17 protein-coding genes are annotated in these 19,106 nt (G+C 60.7%); 8 read left to right on the top strand and 9 right to left on the bottom strand.

Annotation, left to right across the window (positions count from 1 at the left end):
• Window positions 1–32: 32 nt before the first annotated feature.
• Together AACT07_RS16005 and AACT07_RS16000 are read left to right on the top strand one after the other, a co-directional pair.
• Entirely contained in the window at window positions 33–1,028 is a 996-nt protein-coding gene (locus tag AACT07_RS16005) for an LpxL/LpxP family acyltransferase (RefSeq protein WP_005360998.1), read from the top strand.
• A 194-nt stretch (window positions 1,029–1,222) separates the two neighbouring features.
• A complete protein-coding gene (locus tag AACT07_RS16000) occupies window positions 1,223–2,083 on the top strand; it encodes a PA4780 family RIO1-like protein kinase (RefSeq protein ID WP_005352386.1) in 861 nt (286 codons plus the stop codon).
• A 60-nt stretch (window positions 2,084–2,143) separates the two neighbouring features.
• On the opposite strand, the gene AACT07_RS15995 is transcribed toward AACT07_RS16000, so the two are convergent.
• Window positions 2,144–2,668, bottom strand: a complete 525-nt coding sequence (locus tag AACT07_RS15995) for a GNAT family N-acetyltransferase (RefSeq protein WP_069528830.1) — start codon at window positions 2,666–2,668, stop codon at window positions 2,144–2,146.
• On the bottom strand, window positions 2,665–3,903 hold the full coding sequence (locus AACT07_RS15990) for a GGDEF domain-containing protein (RefSeq protein WP_069528828.1): 1,239 nt from the start codon (window positions 3,901–3,903) through the stop codon (window positions 2,665–2,667). The genes AACT07_RS15995 and AACT07_RS15990 overlap by 4 nt, the downstream gene beginning before the upstream one ends.
• A gap of 25 nt (window positions 3,904–3,928) precedes the next feature.
• Between AACT07_RS15990 and AACT07_RS15985 the strand changes: the two genes are divergently transcribed.
• Entirely contained in the window at window positions 3,929–4,057 is a 129-nt protein-coding gene (locus tag AACT07_RS15985) for a hypothetical protein (RefSeq protein ID WP_258224281.1), read from the top strand.
• Window positions 4,058–4,166: 109 nt separating this feature from the next.
• On the opposite strand, the gene AACT07_RS15980 is transcribed toward AACT07_RS15985, so the two are convergent.
• The gene (locus tag AACT07_RS15980) at window positions 4,167–4,661 is read right to left on the bottom strand and encodes a prolyl-tRNA synthetase associated domain-containing protein (protein WP_069528826.1); all 495 of its coding nucleotides are present in this window, start codon (window positions 4,659–4,661) and stop codon (window positions 4,167–4,169) included.
• A 166-nt stretch (window positions 4,662–4,827) separates the two neighbouring features.
• Here AACT07_RS15980 and AACT07_RS15975 point away from each other — a divergent pair, with 166 nt between their 5' ends.
• Together AACT07_RS15975 and AACT07_RS15970 are read left to right on the top strand one after the other, a co-directional pair.
• Window positions 4,828–7,254, top strand: a complete 2,427-nt coding sequence (locus AACT07_RS15975; RefSeq protein WP_069528824.1) for a DNA polymerase II — start codon at window positions 4,828–4,830, stop codon at window positions 7,252–7,254.
• 74 nt (window positions 7,255–7,328) lie between these two features.
• Complete coding sequence (locus AACT07_RS15970; RefSeq protein WP_005352362.1) at window positions 7,329–7,580, top strand: DinI family protein; 252 nt, start codon at window positions 7,329–7,331, stop codon at window positions 7,578–7,580.
• Between the two features lie 172 nt (window positions 7,581–7,752).
• Here the strand turns inward: AACT07_RS15970 and AACT07_RS15965 are convergent, their stop codons facing one another.
• The 5 genes from AACT07_RS15965 to dcuC all read right to left on the bottom strand — a co-directional run bounded on the left by AACT07_RS15965 (window position 7,753) and on the right by dcuC (window position 14,212).
• Window positions 7,753–8,616 carry a DUF2927 domain-containing protein gene (locus AACT07_RS15965; protein ID WP_069528823.1) on the bottom strand — a complete coding sequence of 288 codons (864 nt, stop codon included), beginning with the start codon at window positions 8,614–8,616 and terminating at the stop codon, window positions 7,753–7,755.
• Between the two features lie 26 nt (window positions 8,617–8,642).
• Window positions 8,643–9,146 (bottom strand): M48 family metallopeptidase, encoded by a 504-nt coding sequence (locus tag AACT07_RS15960; RefSeq protein WP_005333421.1) that lies wholly within the window; start codon window positions 9,144–9,146, stop codon window positions 8,643–8,645.
• A gap of 144 nt (window positions 9,147–9,290) precedes the next feature.
• A complete protein-coding gene (locus tag AACT07_RS15955) occupies window positions 9,291–10,934 on the bottom strand; it encodes a hypothetical protein (RefSeq protein ID WP_069528822.1) in 1,644 nt (547 codons plus the stop codon).
• 187 nt (window positions 10,935–11,121) lie between these two features.
• Window positions 11,122–12,768, bottom strand: a complete 1,647-nt coding sequence (locus AACT07_RS15950) for a bifunctional metallophosphatase/5'-nucleotidase (protein WP_069528821.1) — start codon at window positions 12,766–12,768, stop codon at window positions 11,122–11,124.
• A 91-nt stretch (window positions 12,769–12,859) separates the two neighbouring features.
• Window positions 12,860–14,212: an anaerobic C4-dicarboxylate transporter DcuC gene (dcuC, locus tag AACT07_RS15945; protein WP_005336914.1), complete on the bottom strand. Its 1,353-nt coding sequence runs from the start codon at window positions 14,210–14,212 to the stop codon at window positions 12,860–12,862.
• Window positions 14,213–14,407: 195 nt separating this feature from the next.
• On the opposite strand from dcuC, the gene AACT07_RS15940 reads away from it, so the two are divergent.
• Together AACT07_RS15940 and AACT07_RS15935 are read left to right on the top strand one after the other, a co-directional pair.
• Window positions 14,408–14,872 (top strand): hypothetical protein, encoded by a 465-nt coding sequence (locus tag AACT07_RS15940; RefSeq protein WP_064338059.1) that lies wholly within the window; start codon window positions 14,408–14,410, stop codon window positions 14,870–14,872.
• Window positions 14,873–15,055: 183 nt separating this feature from the next.
• A complete protein-coding gene (locus AACT07_RS15935; RefSeq protein ID WP_064338058.1) occupies window positions 15,056–15,652 on the top strand; it encodes a DUF922 domain-containing protein in 597 nt (198 codons plus the stop codon).
• 95 nt (window positions 15,653–15,747) lie between these two features.
• On the opposite strand, the gene mnmC is transcribed toward AACT07_RS15935, so the two are convergent.
• Complete coding sequence (gene mnmC, locus AACT07_RS15930) at window positions 15,748–17,766, bottom strand: bifunctional tRNA (5-methylaminomethyl-2-thiouridine)(34)-methyltransferase MnmD/FAD-dependent 5-carboxymethylaminomethyl-2-thiouridine(34) oxidoreductase MnmC (protein ID WP_171902776.1); 2,019 nt, start codon at window positions 17,764–17,766, stop codon at window positions 15,748–15,750.
• A 90-nt stretch (window positions 17,767–17,856) separates the two neighbouring features.
• Between mnmC and fabB the strand changes: the two genes are divergently transcribed.
• The gene (gene fabB, locus AACT07_RS15925) at window positions 17,857–19,068 is read left to right on the top strand and encodes a beta-ketoacyl-ACP synthase I (protein WP_069528818.1); all 1,212 of its coding nucleotides are present in this window, start codon (window positions 17,857–17,859) and stop codon (window positions 19,066–19,068) included.
• The last annotated feature ends 38 nt before the right edge of the window (window positions 19,069–19,106 follow it).

The raw sequence follows: 19,106 nt of genomic DNA, 5'->3' as shown, positions 1-19,106 counted from the left end.
AACTACAATAACCGTTTGTTTTTGATGACTTGATGGTCGCCATGTCTGCGTTAGATCCGGTATTTGATACCTCATTTCATAGCCGCCTGCTGCATCCCAAATGGTGGGGCAGCTGGTGCGCGCTGGGCCTGCTCTCCCTGCTGGCATTTACTCCTGCGAGATTGAGGGATCGCTTTGCCGATCTGGTCTCACCGACCCTGCTGCGTTTTTCGAAAAAGCAGGCCTATATCGCCGATACCAACCTCAAGATCTGCTTTCCCGAGCTGGATGCCGCCGCACGTCAGGCGCTGCTGCTCAAATCGATCCGGGTCGGGCTCAAGACCTTTATGGGCTTTGGCGAGCTCAGCTGGCGCAGCAAGGCGCGGCTGACCCGCCGCATCAAGGTCACCGGCTGGGAGCATGTGCAAGCGGAGCAGGCTGCGGGCCGCCCGGTGATCCTGGTGGTGCCTCATACCTGGGCGGTCGACATGATTGGCCGCTACTTCTCCATGATGGGCATCGAGATGTGCACCATGATGAAGAGCCCGAAAGATCAGGTGTTCGACTGGTACATCAACCGCGAGCGGGCCAAAGGGGGCAAGGTCTATGAGCGCAGCGCCGGGATCAAGCCTGCGATCAAGTCGATCCGCGCTGGTGCCAGTTTCTTCTACCTGCCAGATCAGGATCACGGCCGCGAGGCGAGCGTGTTTGTTCCCTTCTTTGGCCGCCCCAAGGCAACCCTGCCCGCGCTGCCCAAGCTGGTGAAGCTGACTGGTGCCAGAGCCGTGCCCATCTTCGCCAGCTATGACGAGGATGAGGGACGCTATCTGCTGGAGATCGAGCCGCCGTTTGACCCTTATCCCACCGCCGATCTGCTGGCAGACGTCAATGCCATGAACCGGGTGGTAGAGATGCAGGTGGCGCGCCATCCCGAGCAGTACATGTGGTTTCTCAAGATCTTCGAAACCCTGGAGCATCAGGAGGGGGATGACGGCCTCTATGAAGCGGGGATCCAGCGTATTCGTCAGGGCTTGCCGCCCGAACCTTGAAAATTGGCCCGCTTGCGGGCCATTTTTGTTGGCACAGGCGCCTTTCGTATTTGGTCTGCTGCTGGTGGATTTAAGGCGAACGGGTGGACAAAAACAGCGCAAACAGGGGATAACAGGGTGTCTTATGAAAGGGAGAGGCAGGTGAGCGTGCGCGGAGCTATCTTCGAGAGCGGAAATAGGGTAAAAGGGCGGCCATGAAAATTCCAAATCGAATCCAACCTTTGGTTGATGACGGCCTGGTCGATGAGGTCGTCAGCCGGTTGATGAGCGGCAAAGAGGCCGACGTCTATGTGGTGCGCTGCGGCGACGAGATCCGCTGCGCCAAAGTCTACAAAGAGGCGTCCAAGCGCAGCTTCAAGCAGGCCGTGGTCTATCAGGAGGGGCGCAAGGTGCGTAACAGCCGCAGCGCTCGCGCCATGGAGAAGGGCTCCAAGTACGGCCGCAAGCAGCATGAAGAGGTGTGGCAGAACACCGAGGTCGACGCCCTGTTCAAGCTGGCGGCGGCCGGTGTGCGGGTGCCGCAGCCCTATGTCTGCCTCGATGGTGTCCTCTTGATGGAACTTATCACCGATGAGGATGGCAATGTCGCGCCGCGCCTCAACGATGTGGCACTCACCCCCGAGCAGGCGGTCATCGATCACCACAAGGTGATCCGCTATGTGGTGCGGATGCTCTGTGCCGGTCTTATCCACGGCGATCTCTCCGAGTTCAATGTGCTGGTGGATGAGCAGGGCCCCGTCATTATCGACCTGCCCCAGGTGGTGGATGCCGCCGCCAACAACCAGGCCAAGGCGATGCTGGAGCGGGACGTCAACAACATGCGCAACTACTACGGTATGTATGCCCCCGAGCTGCTCAAGACCCGTTATGCCCAGGAGATGTGGGCGCTGTTTGAAGATGGCAAACTCACCCCCGAGAGCGAGCTGACCGGTCACTTTGAAGAGAGCCGCGCCGCCATCGATCTCGATTCGGTGCTGCAGGAGATTGAGAGCGCCGAGGAGGAGGCCTATGCCCGTCAGGCCCGGATGAAGGCGGAGCAGGAAGACAGCTACTAACGGTCTTGCCACGTTCGCAAAAAGAGCGCCTTCGGGGCGCTCTTTTTATTACTGCTGCGGCTATGGTCGGCTGGGGCTGGGGGCTAGCTGATACATCTCCAGCCAGTTGCGATCCCCCGGATGGAAGCGCCGTCCCAGCAACACGCCACCGGCGGCTGTAATCACCTTGCGGGAAGCCAGATTGTCTTCGCCGCAGCTGATCAGCACCGGCGCTGCCAGCACCTGTTGTTGTACCCAGCGCAGCAGCACGGTCGCGGCCCCTTCGCCACGGCGAGAGGGGCGGGTTTCGTAACCGATATGACCCAGCCACTGGCGGGTTGCCTCATTGTCACCGTGACGAAGACGCAGGGTGGCGATGATCTCCTCGCCATCGAGGGCAAAATAGGTGGTGGTCGGCAGGTATCCACTGGGCAAGTTGCGCCCTTTGGCGTGATCCAGCAGGCTCTGTAGCCAGCCGTCCGGGTCAAATTGCGCCACCTGATAGAGCGGCTGTCCGTCCTCGGCGCATTCGGTGACATAGCGCCGGTAAGCCGGGGCATCTGCCAGCCTGGCCGGTCGGCACTGCAGAGCGAGCACTGCGCTCATGACAGGAGCGCGCAGGGCGGCAGCGGTTGCGGCTCGTTGTGGTGGAGCTCCTGTACGCAGGCCCGTTGCCTTCCAGCCTGTTTGGCGGCGTAGAGGGCCCGATCCGCGCGCAGGTAGGCCGCTTCAAACCCCTCGTCAGGGTGCAGCGAGGTGAGGCCGATGCTGAGGCTGATGGGGCCACCGGCCAGCTCCCGGGTCGCCTCGGCGATCTGCTGTTGCAGGCTGTGGCAGTAGTCGGGCAGGGTCTGCGGGTCCGCCATCAGCAGCAGGGCCAGCTCATCGCCGCCAAGCCGACCGGCCATGCCCTCGGCAGGCAGGGTATTGGTGATCACCCGACCCACGGCCCGCAGCATGGCATCACCGGCGGGGTGGCCGTGGCGGTCGTTGATCTGTTTGAAGTTGTCCAGATCGATCAGCAGCAGCTGGCTGGGGCTCCTCACCTCGCGGGCTCGCAGGGTCACTTGGCGTTCGAAATAGTGGCGGCTGAACAGGCCGGTCAGCTCATCCTGATTGGCGCGCCGCTCCAGCTTGCGCTGGGTGGCCAGCAGGGCTTGCTGCTGGCGGGTGTGGACCAGGCTCAACAGCAGATAACTGCGGGCGATGGTAAAGAGCAGGCTGAGCAGGATCACAGGACCGAGCAGCGGGTCGGTGAAGGAGTTGGCCGCCAGCTCCGGTTGCCAGAGGTGTTTGGCGATCCGCAGCAGTTGCAACAGTAGTTGCAGGCCGAGCAGCAGAATGGCAAAGCGCAGCACCCGATAGACGGGGGCCAGCCGCTGGTAGCGCCAGAGCTGCCAGATAAGCAGCGCAATCTGCAGCGAGAGCACGCCGGAGAGCACGATGATCCGGCTATGCACATCAAAGAGGGGTTGCTGCAGGGCGGTCAGGGCAAACAGGACGAAACCGCCGAGGGTAACGGCGGGCAGCAGCCAGCCCAGTTGGTCGGCTTCACGGCGAAAGAAGTGGCGCATACCCCGTTCATAGAGCAGGGTGGTCGACATCAACAGCAGGTTGGTGCAGAGAATATTGGCAAGGGATGCATTTCCCTCAAGGGGGCGCAGCAGCAGGCAGCAAAAAGCCCCCGCGATAACCAGTTCCCCCGCTGACCAGTAGATCAATGCCCTGATCTGGCGATGGGTGTGCCACATGGCGGCGAAAATGGTGGCGACCCCCACATGTGACAGCGTGACGAACAGTACCAGACTCAACAACTGGGCTGAGGAAAACAGACTTGGCATCAAGGGGCTCTCTGGGAAGTCACCTGTGAACGAACAGGCGATGGGGTATCGCCCGCTGGCAGTGGCCGATCACAACATGAATCCAACCTATTATCAATTGGTTAAATGGCTGAATATGCTCACCTCCGACTTCTTGCACGATGGCAATTGCTGACTCGATTTATCAGCGCACAAGGGGGTATTTTATTGTCTTGTCAGTCAATTTCGCTGCGTGAAAGGTGGTTGTGTTGGCGGCAGGATGAACCCAACCGCCAGACGTTGTGCTAATCGCAGGTTGCAGCAGGCAAGCGCATTACTATGGCCTCCCTGTCCAGATGGGTTAGCAGGCGGCGCACGTCGTCGAGGCGGATGATCAGAGTAGCGGTGTTGACCAGCGGATGGCACTGCACCTGTTCGGCCTGCCAGATGGCCTCGTCCACCACCAGCTCTACCGCTTTTTCCCTGTCGCGCACCATGGCGAGCAGGGTCACCGATCCCGGGGTGAGGCCGAGCACCGCATCGAGCCGCTCCGGGGAGCCAAAGCTCAGCCGTTTGACTCCGAGCATGACCGCCAGCGCCTTGAGATCGACCCGGTGCTCCTCCGGACTTACCACCAGAAACAGCTGCTCGCTTTTCGGATCGCGCAAAAAGAGGTTCTTGGTCTTGGCGGCGGGCAGGTCGGGCAGCAGCTTGCTCGCCTCCTCACAGGTAAACACCGGGGGATGGTCAAAGCGCTGGTAGGGGATAGCCAGCTGATCCAGCAGGGAATAGATTGCCACAAAGACTCCTTTCGTCGGCGAAGAGTGGTCAGAACGGGATGGGCGGGAATAACGACCGGATCGAGCTTACCAGTTTGACTCCCGCCTCGCAGCCAGCGTGACGATTGCGAGCAGGTACTGTATGAACGTACAATAGTCCCATTCTCGGACAGCCCCTTTACGCTTCATGACTGCAACCCAGCCCACCGTACCCGCCACCCCGCCCCTCGATGGTTTTATCCTGACCCGCCACGGTCGGGACGTGCGCGGCCGCAACGGGCTGCCTGCAACCACCGAAATCGTGATGTGGCTCTGGAGCGCGCAGGGGCCGGTGCGGGTGGTGGTGCCGGGGCAGGAGCCGGTGTTCTTTTTGCCACAGAGCCACATGGCAGAAGCCGCCGAGCTGTTCAAGGGGGCCGGGGTGAGCGGGCGGTTTCGCCGCCTGCCGATGCACACCTTCGACGGTCGCCCTGTGGTGGGCTGCTATTTCGCTACCCTGAGCGCCTTTCACCGCGCCATCGAGCTGCTGCTTATTCGCGGCCTGGAGCACTTCGAGGCGGATATCCGGCTGCCGGAGCGCTTCCTGATGGAGCGTTTCATCACCGCTGGCGTACGCTTCGATGGCCGGGCGGTAAAAAAGGGGGGCAAGCAGGGCTACTGGGAGGTGAACGAGGCACGCTGCGCGCCGCAGGTGGTGACACCGACCCTCTCCTGGGTGTCACTGGATGTGGAGTGCGCCATGGACGGGGCGCTGTTCTCGGTCGGTCTTTACAGCGAGCAGGACGCGCGGGTCATCATGATCGGCACCCCGGAAGCGGATGCCGAGAGCTGGGGCACCCAGGTCCAGTGGGTAGAGGACGAGAGCGCCCTGCTGAGTGCGCTGGAGAGCTGGTTCAGTCTGCATGACCCCGACTTGGTGATTGGCTGGAACGTGGTTAATTTTGACTTTCGTCTGCTGCTGCGCCGCGCCGAACTTAACAAGCGGCGGCTGCGGCTCGGGCGGGGTCGTGAGCTCTGCTTTTGGCGCTCGTCACGGGGCGATCCCCAGACCGGCAACGTCATCATCCCCGGGCGCATGGTGCTCGATGGTATCGACACCCTGAAAAGCGCCACCTGGCAGTTTGCCAGCTACAGCTTGGATGCGGTGGCGAGCGAACTGCTTGGCCGTGGCAAGGATATTGAGGATGTGGCCAATCGGGGGGAGAAGATCACCGAGTTGTTCCACTCCGACAAGGAGGCGCTCGCCCGCTACAACCTGGAAGATTGCAAGCTGGTGTGGGAGATCTTTGACTACTGCCACCTTATCCCTTTTGCCATCGAGCGTGCCTCCCTCACCGGCCTTGAGCTGGACCGGGTAGGGGGCTCGGTGGCGGCCTTTACCAACCTCTACCTGCCGCGGCTCCATCGTGGCGGCTACGTGGCCCCCAATCTGCCGGCCGACGGTGGGCTGGCGAGTCCCGGTGGCTATGTGATGGACTCCAAACCCGGTCTCTATCGCCATGTGCTGGTGCTCGATTTCAAGAGCCTCTATCCCAGCATCATCCGCACCTTCTGCATCGATCCCATGGGGCTCATCGAGGGGCTGCAGCATCCCGAGCACGCCATTCCCGGCTTTCGCGGCGCCATGTTCTCCCGCGAGCGGCACTTCTTGCCGGATCTCATCGCCACTCTCTGGGCTGCGCGGGATAGAGCCAAGGCGGCCAGCAACAAGGCACTCTCCCAGGCCATCAAGATCATCATGAACTCCTTCTACGGCGTGCTGGGCTCGGGGGGCTGCCGTTTCTATGATCCGCGACTTGCCTCGTCCATTACCTTGCGTGGTCACAGCATCATGCAGCAGACCCGCGAGTGGATTGAGGCGAAGGGGTTCGAGGTGATCTATGGCGACACCGACTCCACCTTTGTCCATCTGGGGCGTGAGACCAGCCCCGATGAGGCGGACGAGATTGGCCAGCGACTGGCTCAAATGATCAACGATAACTGGGCTGCACTGATCAGGCGCGAGTTCGATCTGCCGAGTTATCTGGAGATCCAGTACGAGACCCACTATCGCCGCTTTCTGATGCCCACCATCCGCGGGCTGGAGAAGGGCAGCAAGAAGCGCTATGCGGGGCTGGTTGGCAAGGCCAGTGAGGGGAGTGAACAGCTGGTGTTCAAGGGGCTCGAATCGGTGCGCACCGACTGGACCATGCTGGCCAAGCAGTTCCAGACCCGCCTCTATGAGCTGGTGTTTCACGATGAAGATCCCAGCGGCTATGTGCGCACTATGGTGGATGAGACTCGTGCCGGTCGTCACGACGATCTACTTATCTACCGCAAACGGCTGCGCCAGAAGCTCGAGGAGTATCAGAAGAATGTACCGCCCCATGTGCGAGCGGCGCGGCTGGCCGATGAGGAGAACCTGCGCCGCGGGCTGCCCCAGCGCTATCAGCATCGGGGCGCCATCGCCTATCTGATGACCCTCAATGGCCCCGAGCCGCTGGAGTACCGGCGCAGTGCCATCGATTACGAACACTATATCGACAAGCAGTTGCGGCCCATTGCCGATGCCATCCTGCCCTTTATCGGCGAGTCGTTCGACCGGATTTGTGGTCAGCAGCTGGATCTTTTCTGATTGGTGCAAGTTGGCACTTTACTTCCCATGAATACTGGATAAAAATACAGTTATAAATCATGGAGAAGTTTCCTATGCGTCTTGAAATCATCATCGACAGAAAACATCAGATCCCGACCTCGACCATGGAGGCGCTGCGTCAGGAGCTGCTCAAGCAGCTTGGCGAAAAATTCCCCGACATCCATGTGCGGGTCGCGCCGGGCAGTGCCATGGCCCTGACCGTTAGCCGTGCCAGCAAGGAAGACAAAGAGCTGGCCGAAGCCATGGTGCAGGAGGTGTGGGAGAACGCCGACAGCTGGATGCCGGAAGAGAACGTCGCCTCCTGATCCCGCACTGTCAGTGGATAACTCGGGCGTTGGATAAATGGGTAGCTGATAAACGGGCATGCCCGCGAATGATCCGCTGATCCCCGGACAACAAAAACGCAGCCAAGTGGCTGCGTTTTTGTTGGTGATGAGTTCGCGGTGGCTTGTCTGGCTCTGGGTTGAGCCATGCCCGTTACAACCCTGCCCAGCTTTTCAGGCTCTGCTGTTGCACCCGGCGGTTGGCTTCGCGGATCTCCCCTTTGGCGCGCAGGTCGGCCAGCGCAATGGGCAGTGCGGTGCGGATCTCGTCACTGCTCATTCCGGCTTTGAGGGCAGGGTGATAGGCCATCTTGAGCAGCACATAGTCCAGCCCAGTCAAAAAGCTGTCGATGCTGTTGTCATTGAAGATGGAGGGAAACACCTTGTCCGAGTCGTTGGGCAGCCCCATCACCTGGGTGAACTCCTCCACCACGCAGTCGAGAAAACGCCCCTTGGCCCGGCTGTAGTCTACCGGAATGATGATGGTGGCACGGCTGATCTCGTGTTTCGCATTGGTTGCGAAGTTGGCAAGGCAGAGCCCCTCCTTGAGCGCCATCTTGACCGATGGGTCCCCCCCCATGGTGCGGTTGGCCCAGCTCTTCATCTTGCTGTAGTCGGTCATGATCAGGGTGAGGTTGGGCTTTGCGGCCACCATGCTGATGGAGTGGCCGGTGATGCGGGCCAGATGGGCCGCCTGAACCTTCACCACGTCGGCCTGTAGCGGCTTGTCACCCGACTCGTTGATAAGCTGCAGCCGGATCGGCTGCTGCCAGCGGGCGAAACGGGTCTGCCTGGCTTCGCCATACTCCCGCTCCATGGCGATGGCCATAAAGCTCTCGACCAGATAGCTATCGCTCTGCCAGCGCTCATCGGCCCGGGCGCTGTGGCCTGCGAGCAGAAGCAGCAGGGCCAGCAACCTGCGTGACGTGAAGCGGGGACGAGCAGTACGGTTCACGTTAGCCAATACCAAAGTGGCAATAAAGCGCGTGGCACTAAAGGGGGTGGCGGCAAATGACATGTTTCCTCCCTGAAACGGTTGTCAGCCTAGCGGTTGGCCTTGTCGATATCGCGCCAGGTGAGCCAGAGCCTGAGATCAAACTCCAGTTGATGATAGTCGGGCTCCATGTGCTGGCAGAGCTGGTAGAAGCTCTTGTTGTGATCCTTCTCTTTGATATGGGCCAGCTCGTGCACCACGATCATTTTCAGAAACGGGGGCGGTGCCTCCTTGAACAGGGCGGCGATGCGGATCTCGTTCTTGGCCTTGAGCTTGCTGCCCTGCACCCGGCTGACGTAGGTGTGCAGGCCGAGGGCATCCTTGATCACGTTGATCTTGCCATCGAACACCACCTTTGACAGGGGCGCCGAGCTCTTGAGGTAGCGGTTCTTCAGCTCCATGGTGTAGGCGAGCAACGCCTTGTCGCTCTGGATCTGGTGGCTCTCCGGATAGCGTTTGGCCAGCATCTCCCCCAGCTTGCCCGCCGCAATCAGCTGCTGTACCTGTGCCTTGAGGGGGTCGGGATAGCCGCCCAGATAAGTCAGTTCCGCCATGGTGTCACTCGTTACATCAAAAAGAGCGTCATTGTAGTTATCTCGGGCGGGCTTGCCTACTGCTGGCCGTCGCTGCAAGGGGCTTTGGCGCAAGAAAAAGGGCGGCCATTGCAACAATGGCCGCCCTGCGGGGCGTATTGACGATCAGCGTCGGCGATAGAGACCCGGATCCACCTCTTCGTAGTGGCTAGTCAGGTATTGATAGAAGGCGAGATGGGAAGGCGAGCTCGGTTTTTTCAGCTCCTCGCTCACCCGATCCGGCTTGGCGATGATGAACTTCGGATTCTGGCGCTGGATATCGGCCAGCACCCGCTCGCGCACGTCATAGGGTGGATTGACGTTGGCAAAGAAGAGATAGGCGGATGCCGGTTGGCGATCGGTCCAGAGATAATATTGTGGCTGGATGCCATCGACCCAGATCTTGTCGCTCGGGCTGGTCTCGGCCTTGATGCGATCGACCCTTACCTGCGCCGCCGGATTGAAGGGGCGACCCTTGAGGGTGCCTTCCCAGGCGTTGTTGATCATCAGCAGCAGCATGGCCAGCGTCGCCAGCCAGGGGGTGGCACTGCGCACATCCCAGGCGCGCCAGAGGGGGATGAGGATCAGCACCGGCAGCGCCCACAGCAGGCTGGTGCCGAGCACCTCGTTGACCCGCTCGAGGGACCACTCCTTGGTGCTCCAGCCAAAGGCGAGTTGCTGGGCCAGCAGCCAGCTGGCGGTGAGCACCACCAGCGAGATGCAGAGCAGGCCGATGGCATCTGCCTGCTGTTCGCTGCGATCCAGCAATACTGCCAGCGGCAGCACCGCCAGTTGCAGATAGAGCACGTCGTAGTGATCGAACACATGGCCGGAGACCGAGTTGGCGATCAGGGTGAACAGCACCCCAAACAGGGTCGCCAGCAAGGCGGGCAGATACCACTCCTGACGGCGGCTCAGCATCAGAATGATGAAGGCGGGCAGCAGCATCACAAGGCCGGTGCGCAGCAGGCCAACGGCGCCCACCATGGGAGAGAAGCCATTGCCGTAGCTCCCTTCGAAGAAGATGTCGAAGGCGTAGTATTTGAAGGCCGCCAGCAGATCATGCTGCTGGAAGTAGGCGTAAAGCGGGCCGCCAATCAGCGCCAGCCCCAGCAGGCTGGAGATGAGCAGCAGAATGGCGTCACGCCACTTCTCATGCAGACACCAGTGGCAGAACAGCACCAGATACCAGGCCCCCCAGAAGGCGCCGTTGTTGGTGCGCATCCAGGCGACGATGGCGAAGGTGAGGGCCGCTACCAGCGCGGGCCACCAGCGAAATCCCTTGTCCAGCAGCAGGGTGATGAAGGCCCACTGGGCGATGAGGGCGAGGTGGAAGGTCCAGTCCTCAGTCATGTTGCCGTAGTAGTAACGGGTGCCATAGAGAGCCTGCACCGCCAGCATGGCGCCGAGCCGCGCCTTGAACGAGAGTCCGAGCTGGGCAAAGGCCTGCCAGCTGGCCAGCAGTCCGAGCCAGCAGAGCACCCACTCCAGCGCCCAGATCCCGACAAAACCCCCCATTCGATAGCCCAGCGCGTCGAGGGCGAAGATCATCGGCCCCTTGATGTCGATCATGTCGCGATAGAGCACGCCCCCTTCGCTCCACATCTTGCCCATCACCGCGAACAGCGAGGCATCAAAGCCCGGCGCCATGGCGTGGAAGAGCGGGTTGCGCAGACAGAAGAGCAGCGCCAGCAAGGCGGTCAGCAGCACAATGGCTGGCTTGATACCCGGGTTGACGCGAGGGGGAGTGAAACGGATGGAGTGATTCATGAAGTCGCCTGTTCCTGCAGCTGGTCTTGAAAGCGGGCCTATCTTGCCGAGCTAGTGAGTGCGATGCAATGGGGCAGGCCCGTGTGGGGCAAATATTCTCGAAAAAGCCCGGTTCTTGCAGGGAACCGGGCGCTGGCTGCGGCAATATTGGCCGTCAGGGGGATGTGGCAAAGGCATCCCCCCGATATCAACTGAAGTACTCAAGCAGGGGCGGCTGCGCTTCCAGTGTCGGCAGGTGACGGGCCCAGCGGATAAAGGCGTCGGCCAGGGTGATGCCGAGCTCCTGATTGTGCTGGGTCAGGGTCCTCGCCAGTGCGGTGTAACCCTCCTTGCCGGAGGCGGTATAGGCGCTCGACACCCCGCGATAGACCTGTTCGGCATTGACCGCTTGCCACTGGCCGGGGGCGGCTTCCCACTCCAGTCGGGTGATGCGCTGACCCTTGGGCCGATCGGCCTGATAGGTGAATCGCACCCCTGCGGTGTAGGGGAAGCTGCCGTTGCCATTGCCGACCACGCCGTTGTTGGTGGCGTTGTCGATGGCATTCTCCAGCGCTTCCGCCAGCTCGTGGCCGTGCACCCGATAGAGGGTGAGAGGAATGGCAAACGGCAGCAGGCGACCGGCGATATCCGCTTCGCTCAGGGGGCCCGGCTCCAGCGAGCAGCGCACGCCGCCAGCATTGTGCAGGGCAAAGTCCACCTCGCCTACCTGTTCACGGGCGGCGGTCAGCATGGCGCGGGCCACCAGCGGGGCGAGCTGGCTGCCGTGGGGCTGGGTGGCATCCGGCAGCCGCTGATGGGGCAGTGGTGCTGCCAGCCGGGTGACGATGCGCTGGCTCATGGTTTCAATCTCCGGCCGGTAGCGTTTGGCCAGATGTTGTTCAAGCTGTGCATCCGGCTCGCAGAAGGTGAGCCCGGCAGGTGGCGTGGAGGCGTACGGCCAGGGTTGCCAGGGGAGCCACTCCAGCTGACCCTGACTCTGCACGACGCGGCCCGCCTTATCGAAGGTGAGTTCGCAGACACCGAGGCAGAGGGCGCTGTGGCCAGCGTGCAGGATAGCCACCCCGTTGTTCATCAGCGGGTAGGTACCTTCGCTTGGCAGACCCAGCGGCGCGAGATCGCCGAGCAGGCTGTGGGTATGGCCGCCGATGATGAGGCTGAGCTCGGGGAAGCGCTCGGCCAGCAGCTTGTCCTGATCCAGCCCGAGGTGGCTCAGCAGCACGATATGGTGGATCCCTTCGCGCTTGATCTCCCGCAGCACTTTAGTGAGGGTCTCGGCGACCGCGTGGAAACGGGTGTGGGGATCCGGGTTGGCGATGGCAGCCATTTGGGCGAGGGTGATGCCGAGCAGCGCAAAGGGAACCCCGTCGATCACCCGACGATGCCAGGGCTGATGGGCGTCGTAGAGGTGGGGAATATCCCATAGCCCGAGTGGCGTGTCGGCAGGCTCCTGACTGTTGTCCAGATTGGCGGCCAGCACCGGAAAATCGAGCTGGCGCAAGAACTCCACCAGCGGGCCGTTGCCCAGATCGAACTCGTGGTTGCCGAGCACCATGGCATCGGGGGCCAGCATGGCGAGCAGGTCGGCGTTGGCACGCCCTTTGAAACGGTTGAAATAGAGAGAGCCCTGAAAGGAGTCGCCACCGTGCAGAAACAGAAAACGCTGGCCGGCTGCTGCGGCTTTGGCACGCAGTTGGGTCAATCGGGTCAGGATCCGGGCATAACCGCCGCACTGGGTGCGCCACTGGCCTTCACCGACAGGGGAGAAGCTCATGGGCGCGCCATCGAAGTGGGAGTGGCAATCACTGAAATGGGCAAGTTGAACCGTAATACTCATCTCGGTCCTCCTTAGGGGGAAAATGAGCACCGAGTCTACTGCAAAGGGGGGGGAGGATACCAGCCCGGCAGGGTGCCGGGCTGGTCAACGATCAGGCGGGTACCATGATCTGGGTGGCGACAATCACCACCAGCAGGCCGACGGCGACCGGCATACTGGTGCGCTTGACCACCTCGAACGGCGAGAGTTTGCCCATCCCGGCACAGGCGACCACCACCCCGGATACCGGAGAAATGGTGCGACCCAGGTTGGAGGCTTGCAGCATCGGGATCACCAGATAGGCCGGATTGATGCCAAGGCTGCTGGCCAGGTTGGGGATCAGCTCCACGAAGGCGTAGAAGGGGGCATTACCCGAACCGGTGGTGAAGGCGGCCAGGGTGGTGATCACCACCAGTGACAGCATCATGATCAGGCCGCCGGAACCGAGATCCTGCGCGTGAGCCAGCAGGGTGTCGATAAAGCCGATGGTCATCAGACCCTGGGCGAAGACACCGGCACCGACCAGCAGCATGACCACACCGGCAAAGGCGTCAGCCATGTTGCGCCAGCAGACCTGCAGACCATCCAGCAGCTCCTTGCCATTGCGGATCCGCACGAGCTCCAGCAGGCTGGCCAACACCATGCACATGACGATGATGGTGACGATATCCAGCTGCGGACCCCATTTACCGTCAAACACCAGCACCCCGATGATGGGGGTAAAGGGCAGGATGGCGTAGAAAGCGGGGGCGGTAGTCACCAGATCACCCGGTGCGACCGGCTCGTTGTGTTCACCGGATTTCTGGTCAAGGTAGCGCTGCCAGAAGAAGTGGGTCACCGCCATGCAGGCGATCGCCACCAGCGAGATGGGCAGGGTCAGCTTGAAGGCAAAATCCAGCAGCGGCATGTTGGCGGCCTGAGCGGCCATCACCACGTCACCGGAGGTCGGTGCCAGAATGATAGCGGCTGGCGAGGCGCACACGGCCGCAGCCGCGCCACGGGAGATCCCCATGTTGACCATCAGTGGGAACAGGGTGGCCATCAACAACACGCCGAGGCCGGTAGCGGAGCTGACCGCCAGCGACATGGCGCAGGCCACCAGATAGGCAGCCACCAGCAGGATATAGGGGGACTTGATGATGCCGAGCGGTTTGCTGGCCAGCTTGACCAGAATGGTGTTGGCACCGATATGGCTCATATAGCCGGCGAAGCCGCACAGCACCATGATCAGCATCCCCAGTCCACCGCCACGGTCATTGAGCAGGAAGCGGACGTATTCGAAGATATCGGTTGCGATATAACCGGTGCTGACCACCTTGCTCGGTAGTACCGGTTTGCCCATCATGGCGGTGATGACCAGCAGCAGCAAGCCGCCGCTCAGCAGCACCCCGGTCGCGGAGTATCCTTTGAAAATGGCACGGCCCACCACCAGGGTGACCAGGGTGCCAACGATGAGTTCCAGCATATGTTGCCTTCTGATTGGATGAGAGTGGAGGGAGTCTATTCCGATAGGGGTAGAGTGGCGACTGGAAACAGGATGTTGTGTGAGCTAAATCAACGTTTAACCCCATGAACAGAATTAAAGAAAGGTAAAGGTACTTTACCCAGCGGGTTTGGCTACCTACCCTTGCCAGCCTTGGTTGTCTTTTGAGGCTTTTATATGGCGATTGGTGATTTTTCAGGCATTAAACGCTCTATTTTCCTGCTTGCGATGCTATTTTCACCTACTTGCGTGTTTGCGGTAACCAATGACGGTTTTCATCAAACCGGTCCTCATCAGGCGGTCGCCATGCGGCGTCTCATGGCTCCTCACTCTTATGGGGTACTGGTGGTTGCCGAGGGGAACAGACCCCGTTTTGCCGCGCTGGCATCCAAAACCACCGAAGCAAACTGCCTGGCCCGTCATGCCATCCGGGTAGATGGGGTCGCGCTGCTGGTCACCCCGAGATTCTATGCCAAAGAGGGAAAACGGGGACTTTGCGAGCTGTGGCTCAATGAGGGGGCAGATCAGGACTTTTTTGCCAACCGCCTTAAAAATGATCATTTTATTCAGATAGATGGTCATGACATCAATGTGAAAAACTATCACCTCGACTGGCAGCGCATCAGCCGTCATGCTCAATAAAAATACAGTTTTGGCCTTGTGCCATACTCTGCTCACGCAACCTGTGAGCGTGCTCTGATTTCTGGGCGCATCATTGTGTTGCGCCGCCTCGTCGTCACACATAGGCTATACCCGTCATCTGTGTGGCGGTGGGGTTCACCAAGGTTGGTACTCCGCCCGTGCAATCAAGGAAGGTAGTCTGGCATGGTCAGCAAGGTTTATGGAGTAGTGGGGGTCGGGTTGTTGCTGTTGCCCCTGATGAGTCAGGCTCAGCCGAGCCGGCCGCAAGTGGTGCCAGAGTCCCGCATCAATGTCCGTTTTTATGAGGTCAATGCAACCAGTCCGGAGCAGCTTGCCCGGGCGATTGCCCAAAGTGCCCCCAAGGTGAATGGCAAGCCCGTACTCGGCAAGGCGAGTTATCAGGTGGACTGGCAGCTGGATACCGAGCAGTTGCCGGGGCGCTGCCAGCTCAACCGGGTGACGGTAACCACCAACGCCACCGTGTTGCTGCCCCGCTGGCGTCAGAGTGCGAACAGTAACGAGCCTGCCCGCCAGCGCTGGGGGCGGCTGCTATCCAGCATGTTTGACTACGAATCCCGCTTCAAGGAGATGGTGCTGCAAGGGGCCAATCAGGTGGGCGGTGCGATTGCGGGATTACCCGGTCATGCAGATTGTCAGGCACTGCGCTATGCCGCGTGGGCAGCAGGTAGTGGCGAGCTGAGCAAGGTCAAGGGACGGCTCGACGGATTCCAGCGTCAGACAGGTTACGGCGAACAGCTCGGGGTGCACTGGCCCAAGTGAGCGCTATCTCAAGACGCAATATCCAGCATCGCACGATTTGATAAATAGAATGGCCGCCCGATGGGCGGCCATTCTATTTGCTTGCAGAGTCCGGTTCAGACCAGCGCCTTGCCTTTGAGCAGTTTGCGCACCCAGTAACGGGCTGGGTGGAGCGCTTCCAGCAGATCGGCGGCCAGCGGTAGGGGATCGCCGCAGATCTCGCTGGCGAGCAGCTCGCCACAGAGCGGCGCCGAGCAGAGGCCCCGCGAACCGAGCGCCCCCAGCATATAGAGGCCGGGGTGAAGGGGGAGCGGCTGGGCGTTGTGTTGATCATGCTGCAGCTGCGCATAGTGATCCGCCAGACCTTGCAATCTGGCCACTGGCCCTACCACCGGCAGGTGATCCCGACTGGCGCAACGCACCCCCACGCGCGCCTCGTTGCCGCTCACATCCACCTCGGCGGGCCAGGTTTGTTCCGGCAGGCAGGCTTGCAACCTCACCTGATTCTGGGTTTGCTCCTCGGCACGAAACTCAAGGCTGCTCTGGTTGCGGCCATAACTGGCACCAATACAATGTTGATCGTTGTGCATGGGCGTGAGGTAGCCATCGTAGCAGAGCACTGTGTTGAGCTGACTCAAGCTGGCCGTGGTCTGCACATGGCTCACCTGACCGCGCACCGGATAGAGCGGCAGCTCGGCGAAGGGGAGCAGTGCTGGCAACTGGTGACCGGCAGCGACCACCAGATTGGGGGCCTGCCAGTGGCGGCCGTCCTGGCTCTCTATGTGCCAAGCATCTGTCTGCTCGGCAATGGCAACCACCTCGGTGTTGAACACCACCTCAAGCAGGCCGCTGGCTTGCGCCTCTTTCAGGGCGGTTCGGGTGAGATCCGCAGGGCAGAGCCAGCCCCCCAGCGTGTAACTGACGCCGCTGTGGCCGCAGGGCAGGCCAACCACCTGCTCTACCTCTGCTGTAGAGAGGGGATGCATCAGCTCGGGTGGGAAGGGGCCCTGGCTCATTTTCGCCAGCTTGGCTGCCGATTTGTCGTCATAGCCGAGCTGGGTCACTCCACATAATTCGAAAGCGATAGGATGGCGTTCGGCCAACGCCAGCAGCCGTTGGCGGGCATAGCCAAAGGCGAGCGAATAGAAGCGTGACAGGGCATCGTGCTCGCCGTTGAGCAGGGGATAGAGCGCGCCCTGGCGGTTGCCGGAGGCACCGGTGGCCGGTTCGCCATCTGCACACAGCAACGTCACCTTGCGACCCCGCTCCACCAGAGAAAGCGCCGTCATGGCCGAGGCGATGCCGCCGCCGATGATCACTACCTCGCCAGCGCGTCCGGCAGGACGGGCATACCAGGGGGCGATGGTCTGCTGCGGTTGCTTGTCGGTGCGATCCCCCACCAGCATCTCCCGCTTGCTACCGTGGCCCTTCACCTTCTTCATGGCAAAACCGGCGGCAATCAGGCCGCGACGGACAAAACCGGCACAGGTAAAGGTGGCAATGGAGCAATCGGGACGGGCGAGGCGAGCGAGACCATCAAACAGATCCTGTGTCCACATCTCCGGGTTCTTGGCCGGGGAGAAACCATCCAGATACCAGGCGTCCACCAGACCTTCTGCCCGGTGAGGCACCTGCGGCAGCATATCCTTGATGTCGCCAAACCAGAGATCGAGGTGAATGCGGCCACCCGCAAAATGCAGGCGGTGGCAACCGGAAACCGGCAGCGGCCATTGGGCGACAAGATCCTGACTCAAGTGGCCAAGTTCAGGCCAGGCGGCCAGCGCCTTGCGCAGATCGTCTTGGGTCAGGGGGTATTTCTCGAAACTGATGAAGTGCAGACGGGAGCCGTTACCGGATTGGGGCGCCTGTTCCAGGAAGGCTTGCATTGTCGCCAGAAAGTTAAGGCCTGTGCCGAAACCTGTTTCACCTATCACGAAACTGTCACTATCGTGGTGCGAAAATCGCGCAGGTAGCCGGTTTTGCTGCAAAAAGACGTAGCGGGTTTCACTTAGACCGTTATCATTGGAAAAGTACACATCCCCGAAGTCACTGGAGACAGGAGTTCCCGCTTCATTCCAGTCCAATCGGGCATGATGTAAGGATGTTTGACTCACGTTTTCCTCGGCTCGCGTCACAAAATCGCGGGCATTCTACGTGAAAGCAGACCAGTTTGGCAGCCGAAAGCGGGTAGACTTGGCGCCAGTTTTTCCAGACGAGATGAATTAATGAGAAGAGCAGTGATCACCGGTATCGGCGTCATCTCCAGTATCGGCAACAACAAGGAAGAAGTGCTGGCCTCCCTGAAAGCAGGTAAATCCGGCATCACCTATTCCGAGCAGTTCGAGCAGCACAACCTGCGCAGCCGTGTCTGGGGTAACATCAAACTCGATCCGTCTGAACTGATCGACCGTAAAGTCATGCGTTTCATGGGCGACGCTGCGGCCTACGCCTACCTCTCCATGCAGCAGGCCATTGAAGATGCCGGTCTGGCGGAAGATCAGGTCTCCAACGAGCGTACCGGCCTGGTGGTCGGTTCAGGTGGTGCCTCCGGCAAGAACACCTCGGAATCTGTGGACATCGCCCGTGAGAAAGGGGTCAAGCGTGTGGGCCCTTACATGGTGCCGCGCACCATGTCCTCCACCACTTCCGCTTGCCTCGCGACCCCGTTCCAGATCAAGGGTGTCAACTACTCCATCAGCTCAGCTTGTGCCACCTCTGCTCATTGCATCGGTCACGCGCTTGAGCTGATCCAGCTTGGCAAACAGGATGTGGTCTTCGCCGGTGGCGGTGAAGAGCTGGACTGGTCCTCTACCATCCAGTTTGATGCCATGGGCGCCCTCTCCACCAAGTACAACGACACGCCGGAAAAAGCGTCCCGTACCTATGATGCGAACCGCGACGGTTTCGTTATCTCCGGTGGCGGCGGCATTCTGGTGATCGAAGAGCTGGAACATGCGCTGGCCCGTGGTGCTCACATCTATGCCGAGCTGACCGGTTACGGTGCTACCTCCGATGGCTACGACATGGTCGCCCCGAGCGGTGAAGGCGCGGTGCGTTGCATGAAGATGGCGATGCAGGGTGTAGGCAAGGTTGACTACATCAACACCCACGGCACCTCCACTCCGGTCGGTGATACCAAAGAGCTGGAAGCTATCCAGACGCTGTTTGGCGCCAACGGTCCCAAGATCTCTGCCACCAAGGCGATGACCGGTCATGCGCTGGGCGCTGCGGGCGTGCACGAGGCTGTCTACTCCCTGCTGATGATGGAACACGGCTTTATCGCCCCCAGCATCAACATCGCGACCCTGGACGAGAAGGCCGAAGGTCTGCCTATCGTGCGTGAGTACGAAGCGGCCGAACTCAACACTGTCATGTCCAACAGCTTCGGCTTTGGCGGTACCAACGCCTCTCTGGTGTTCAGCAAGTTCAAAGCTTGATCATCCGGTTGATATGAAAAAAGCGCCTCAGGGCGCTT

Source organism: Aeromonas sp. ANP5, assembly GCF_963870295.1.
Lineage (GTDB): Bacteria > Pseudomonadota > Gammaproteobacteria > Enterobacterales > Aeromonadaceae > Aeromonas > Aeromonas veronii.
This window is presented reverse-complemented; position numbering and strand designations above follow the sequence as displayed.

Coding starts and splice junctions, on each gene's coding strand:
- AACT07_RS15950 (WP_069528821.1), bottom strand. CDS start 12,768: ATGAGTATTACGGTTCAACTTGCCCATTTCAGTGATTGCCACTCCCAC.
- dcuC (WP_005336914.1), bottom strand. CDS start 14,212: ATGCTGGAACTCATCGTTGGCACCCTGGTCACCCTGGTGGTGGGCCGT.
- AACT07_RS15970 (WP_005352362.1), top strand. CDS start 7,329: ATGCGTCTTGAAATCATCATCGACAGAAAACATCAGATCCCGACCTCG.
- AACT07_RS15940 (WP_064338059.1), top strand. CDS start 14,408: ATGGCGATTGGTGATTTTTCAGGCATTAAACGCTCTATTTTCCTGCTT.
- AACT07_RS16005 (WP_005360998.1), top strand. CDS start 33: ATGGTCGCCATGTCTGCGTTAGATCCGGTATTTGATACCTCATTTCAT.
- AACT07_RS15975 (WP_069528824.1), top strand. CDS start 4,828: ATGACTGCAACCCAGCCCACCGTACCCGCCACCCCGCCCCTCGATGGT.
- AACT07_RS15960 (WP_005333421.1), bottom strand. CDS start 9,146: ATGGCGGAACTGACTTATCTGGGCGGCTATCCCGACCCCCTCAAGGCA.
- AACT07_RS15990 (WP_069528828.1), bottom strand. CDS start 3,903: ATGCCAAGTCTGTTTTCCTCAGCCCAGTTGTTGAGTCTGGTACTGTTC.
- AACT07_RS15935 (WP_064338058.1), top strand. CDS start 15,056: ATGGTCAGCAAGGTTTATGGAGTAGTGGGGGTCGGGTTGTTGCTGTTG.
- AACT07_RS15995 (WP_069528830.1), bottom strand. CDS start 2,668: ATGAGCGCAGTGCTCGCTCTGCAGTGCCGACCGGCCAGGCTGGCAGAT.
- AACT07_RS16000 (WP_005352386.1), top strand. CDS start 1,223: ATGAAAATTCCAAATCGAATCCAACCTTTGGTTGATGACGGCCTGGTC.
- AACT07_RS15955 (WP_069528822.1), bottom strand. CDS start 10,934: ATGAATCACTCCATCCGTTTCACTCCCCCTCGCGTCAACCCGGGTATC.
- fabB (WP_069528818.1), top strand. CDS start 17,857: ATGAGAAGAGCAGTGATCACCGGTATCGGCGTCATCTCCAGTATCGGC.
- AACT07_RS15965 (WP_069528823.1), bottom strand. CDS start 8,616: ATGTCATTTGCCGCCACCCCCTTTAGTGCCACGCGCTTTATTGCCACT.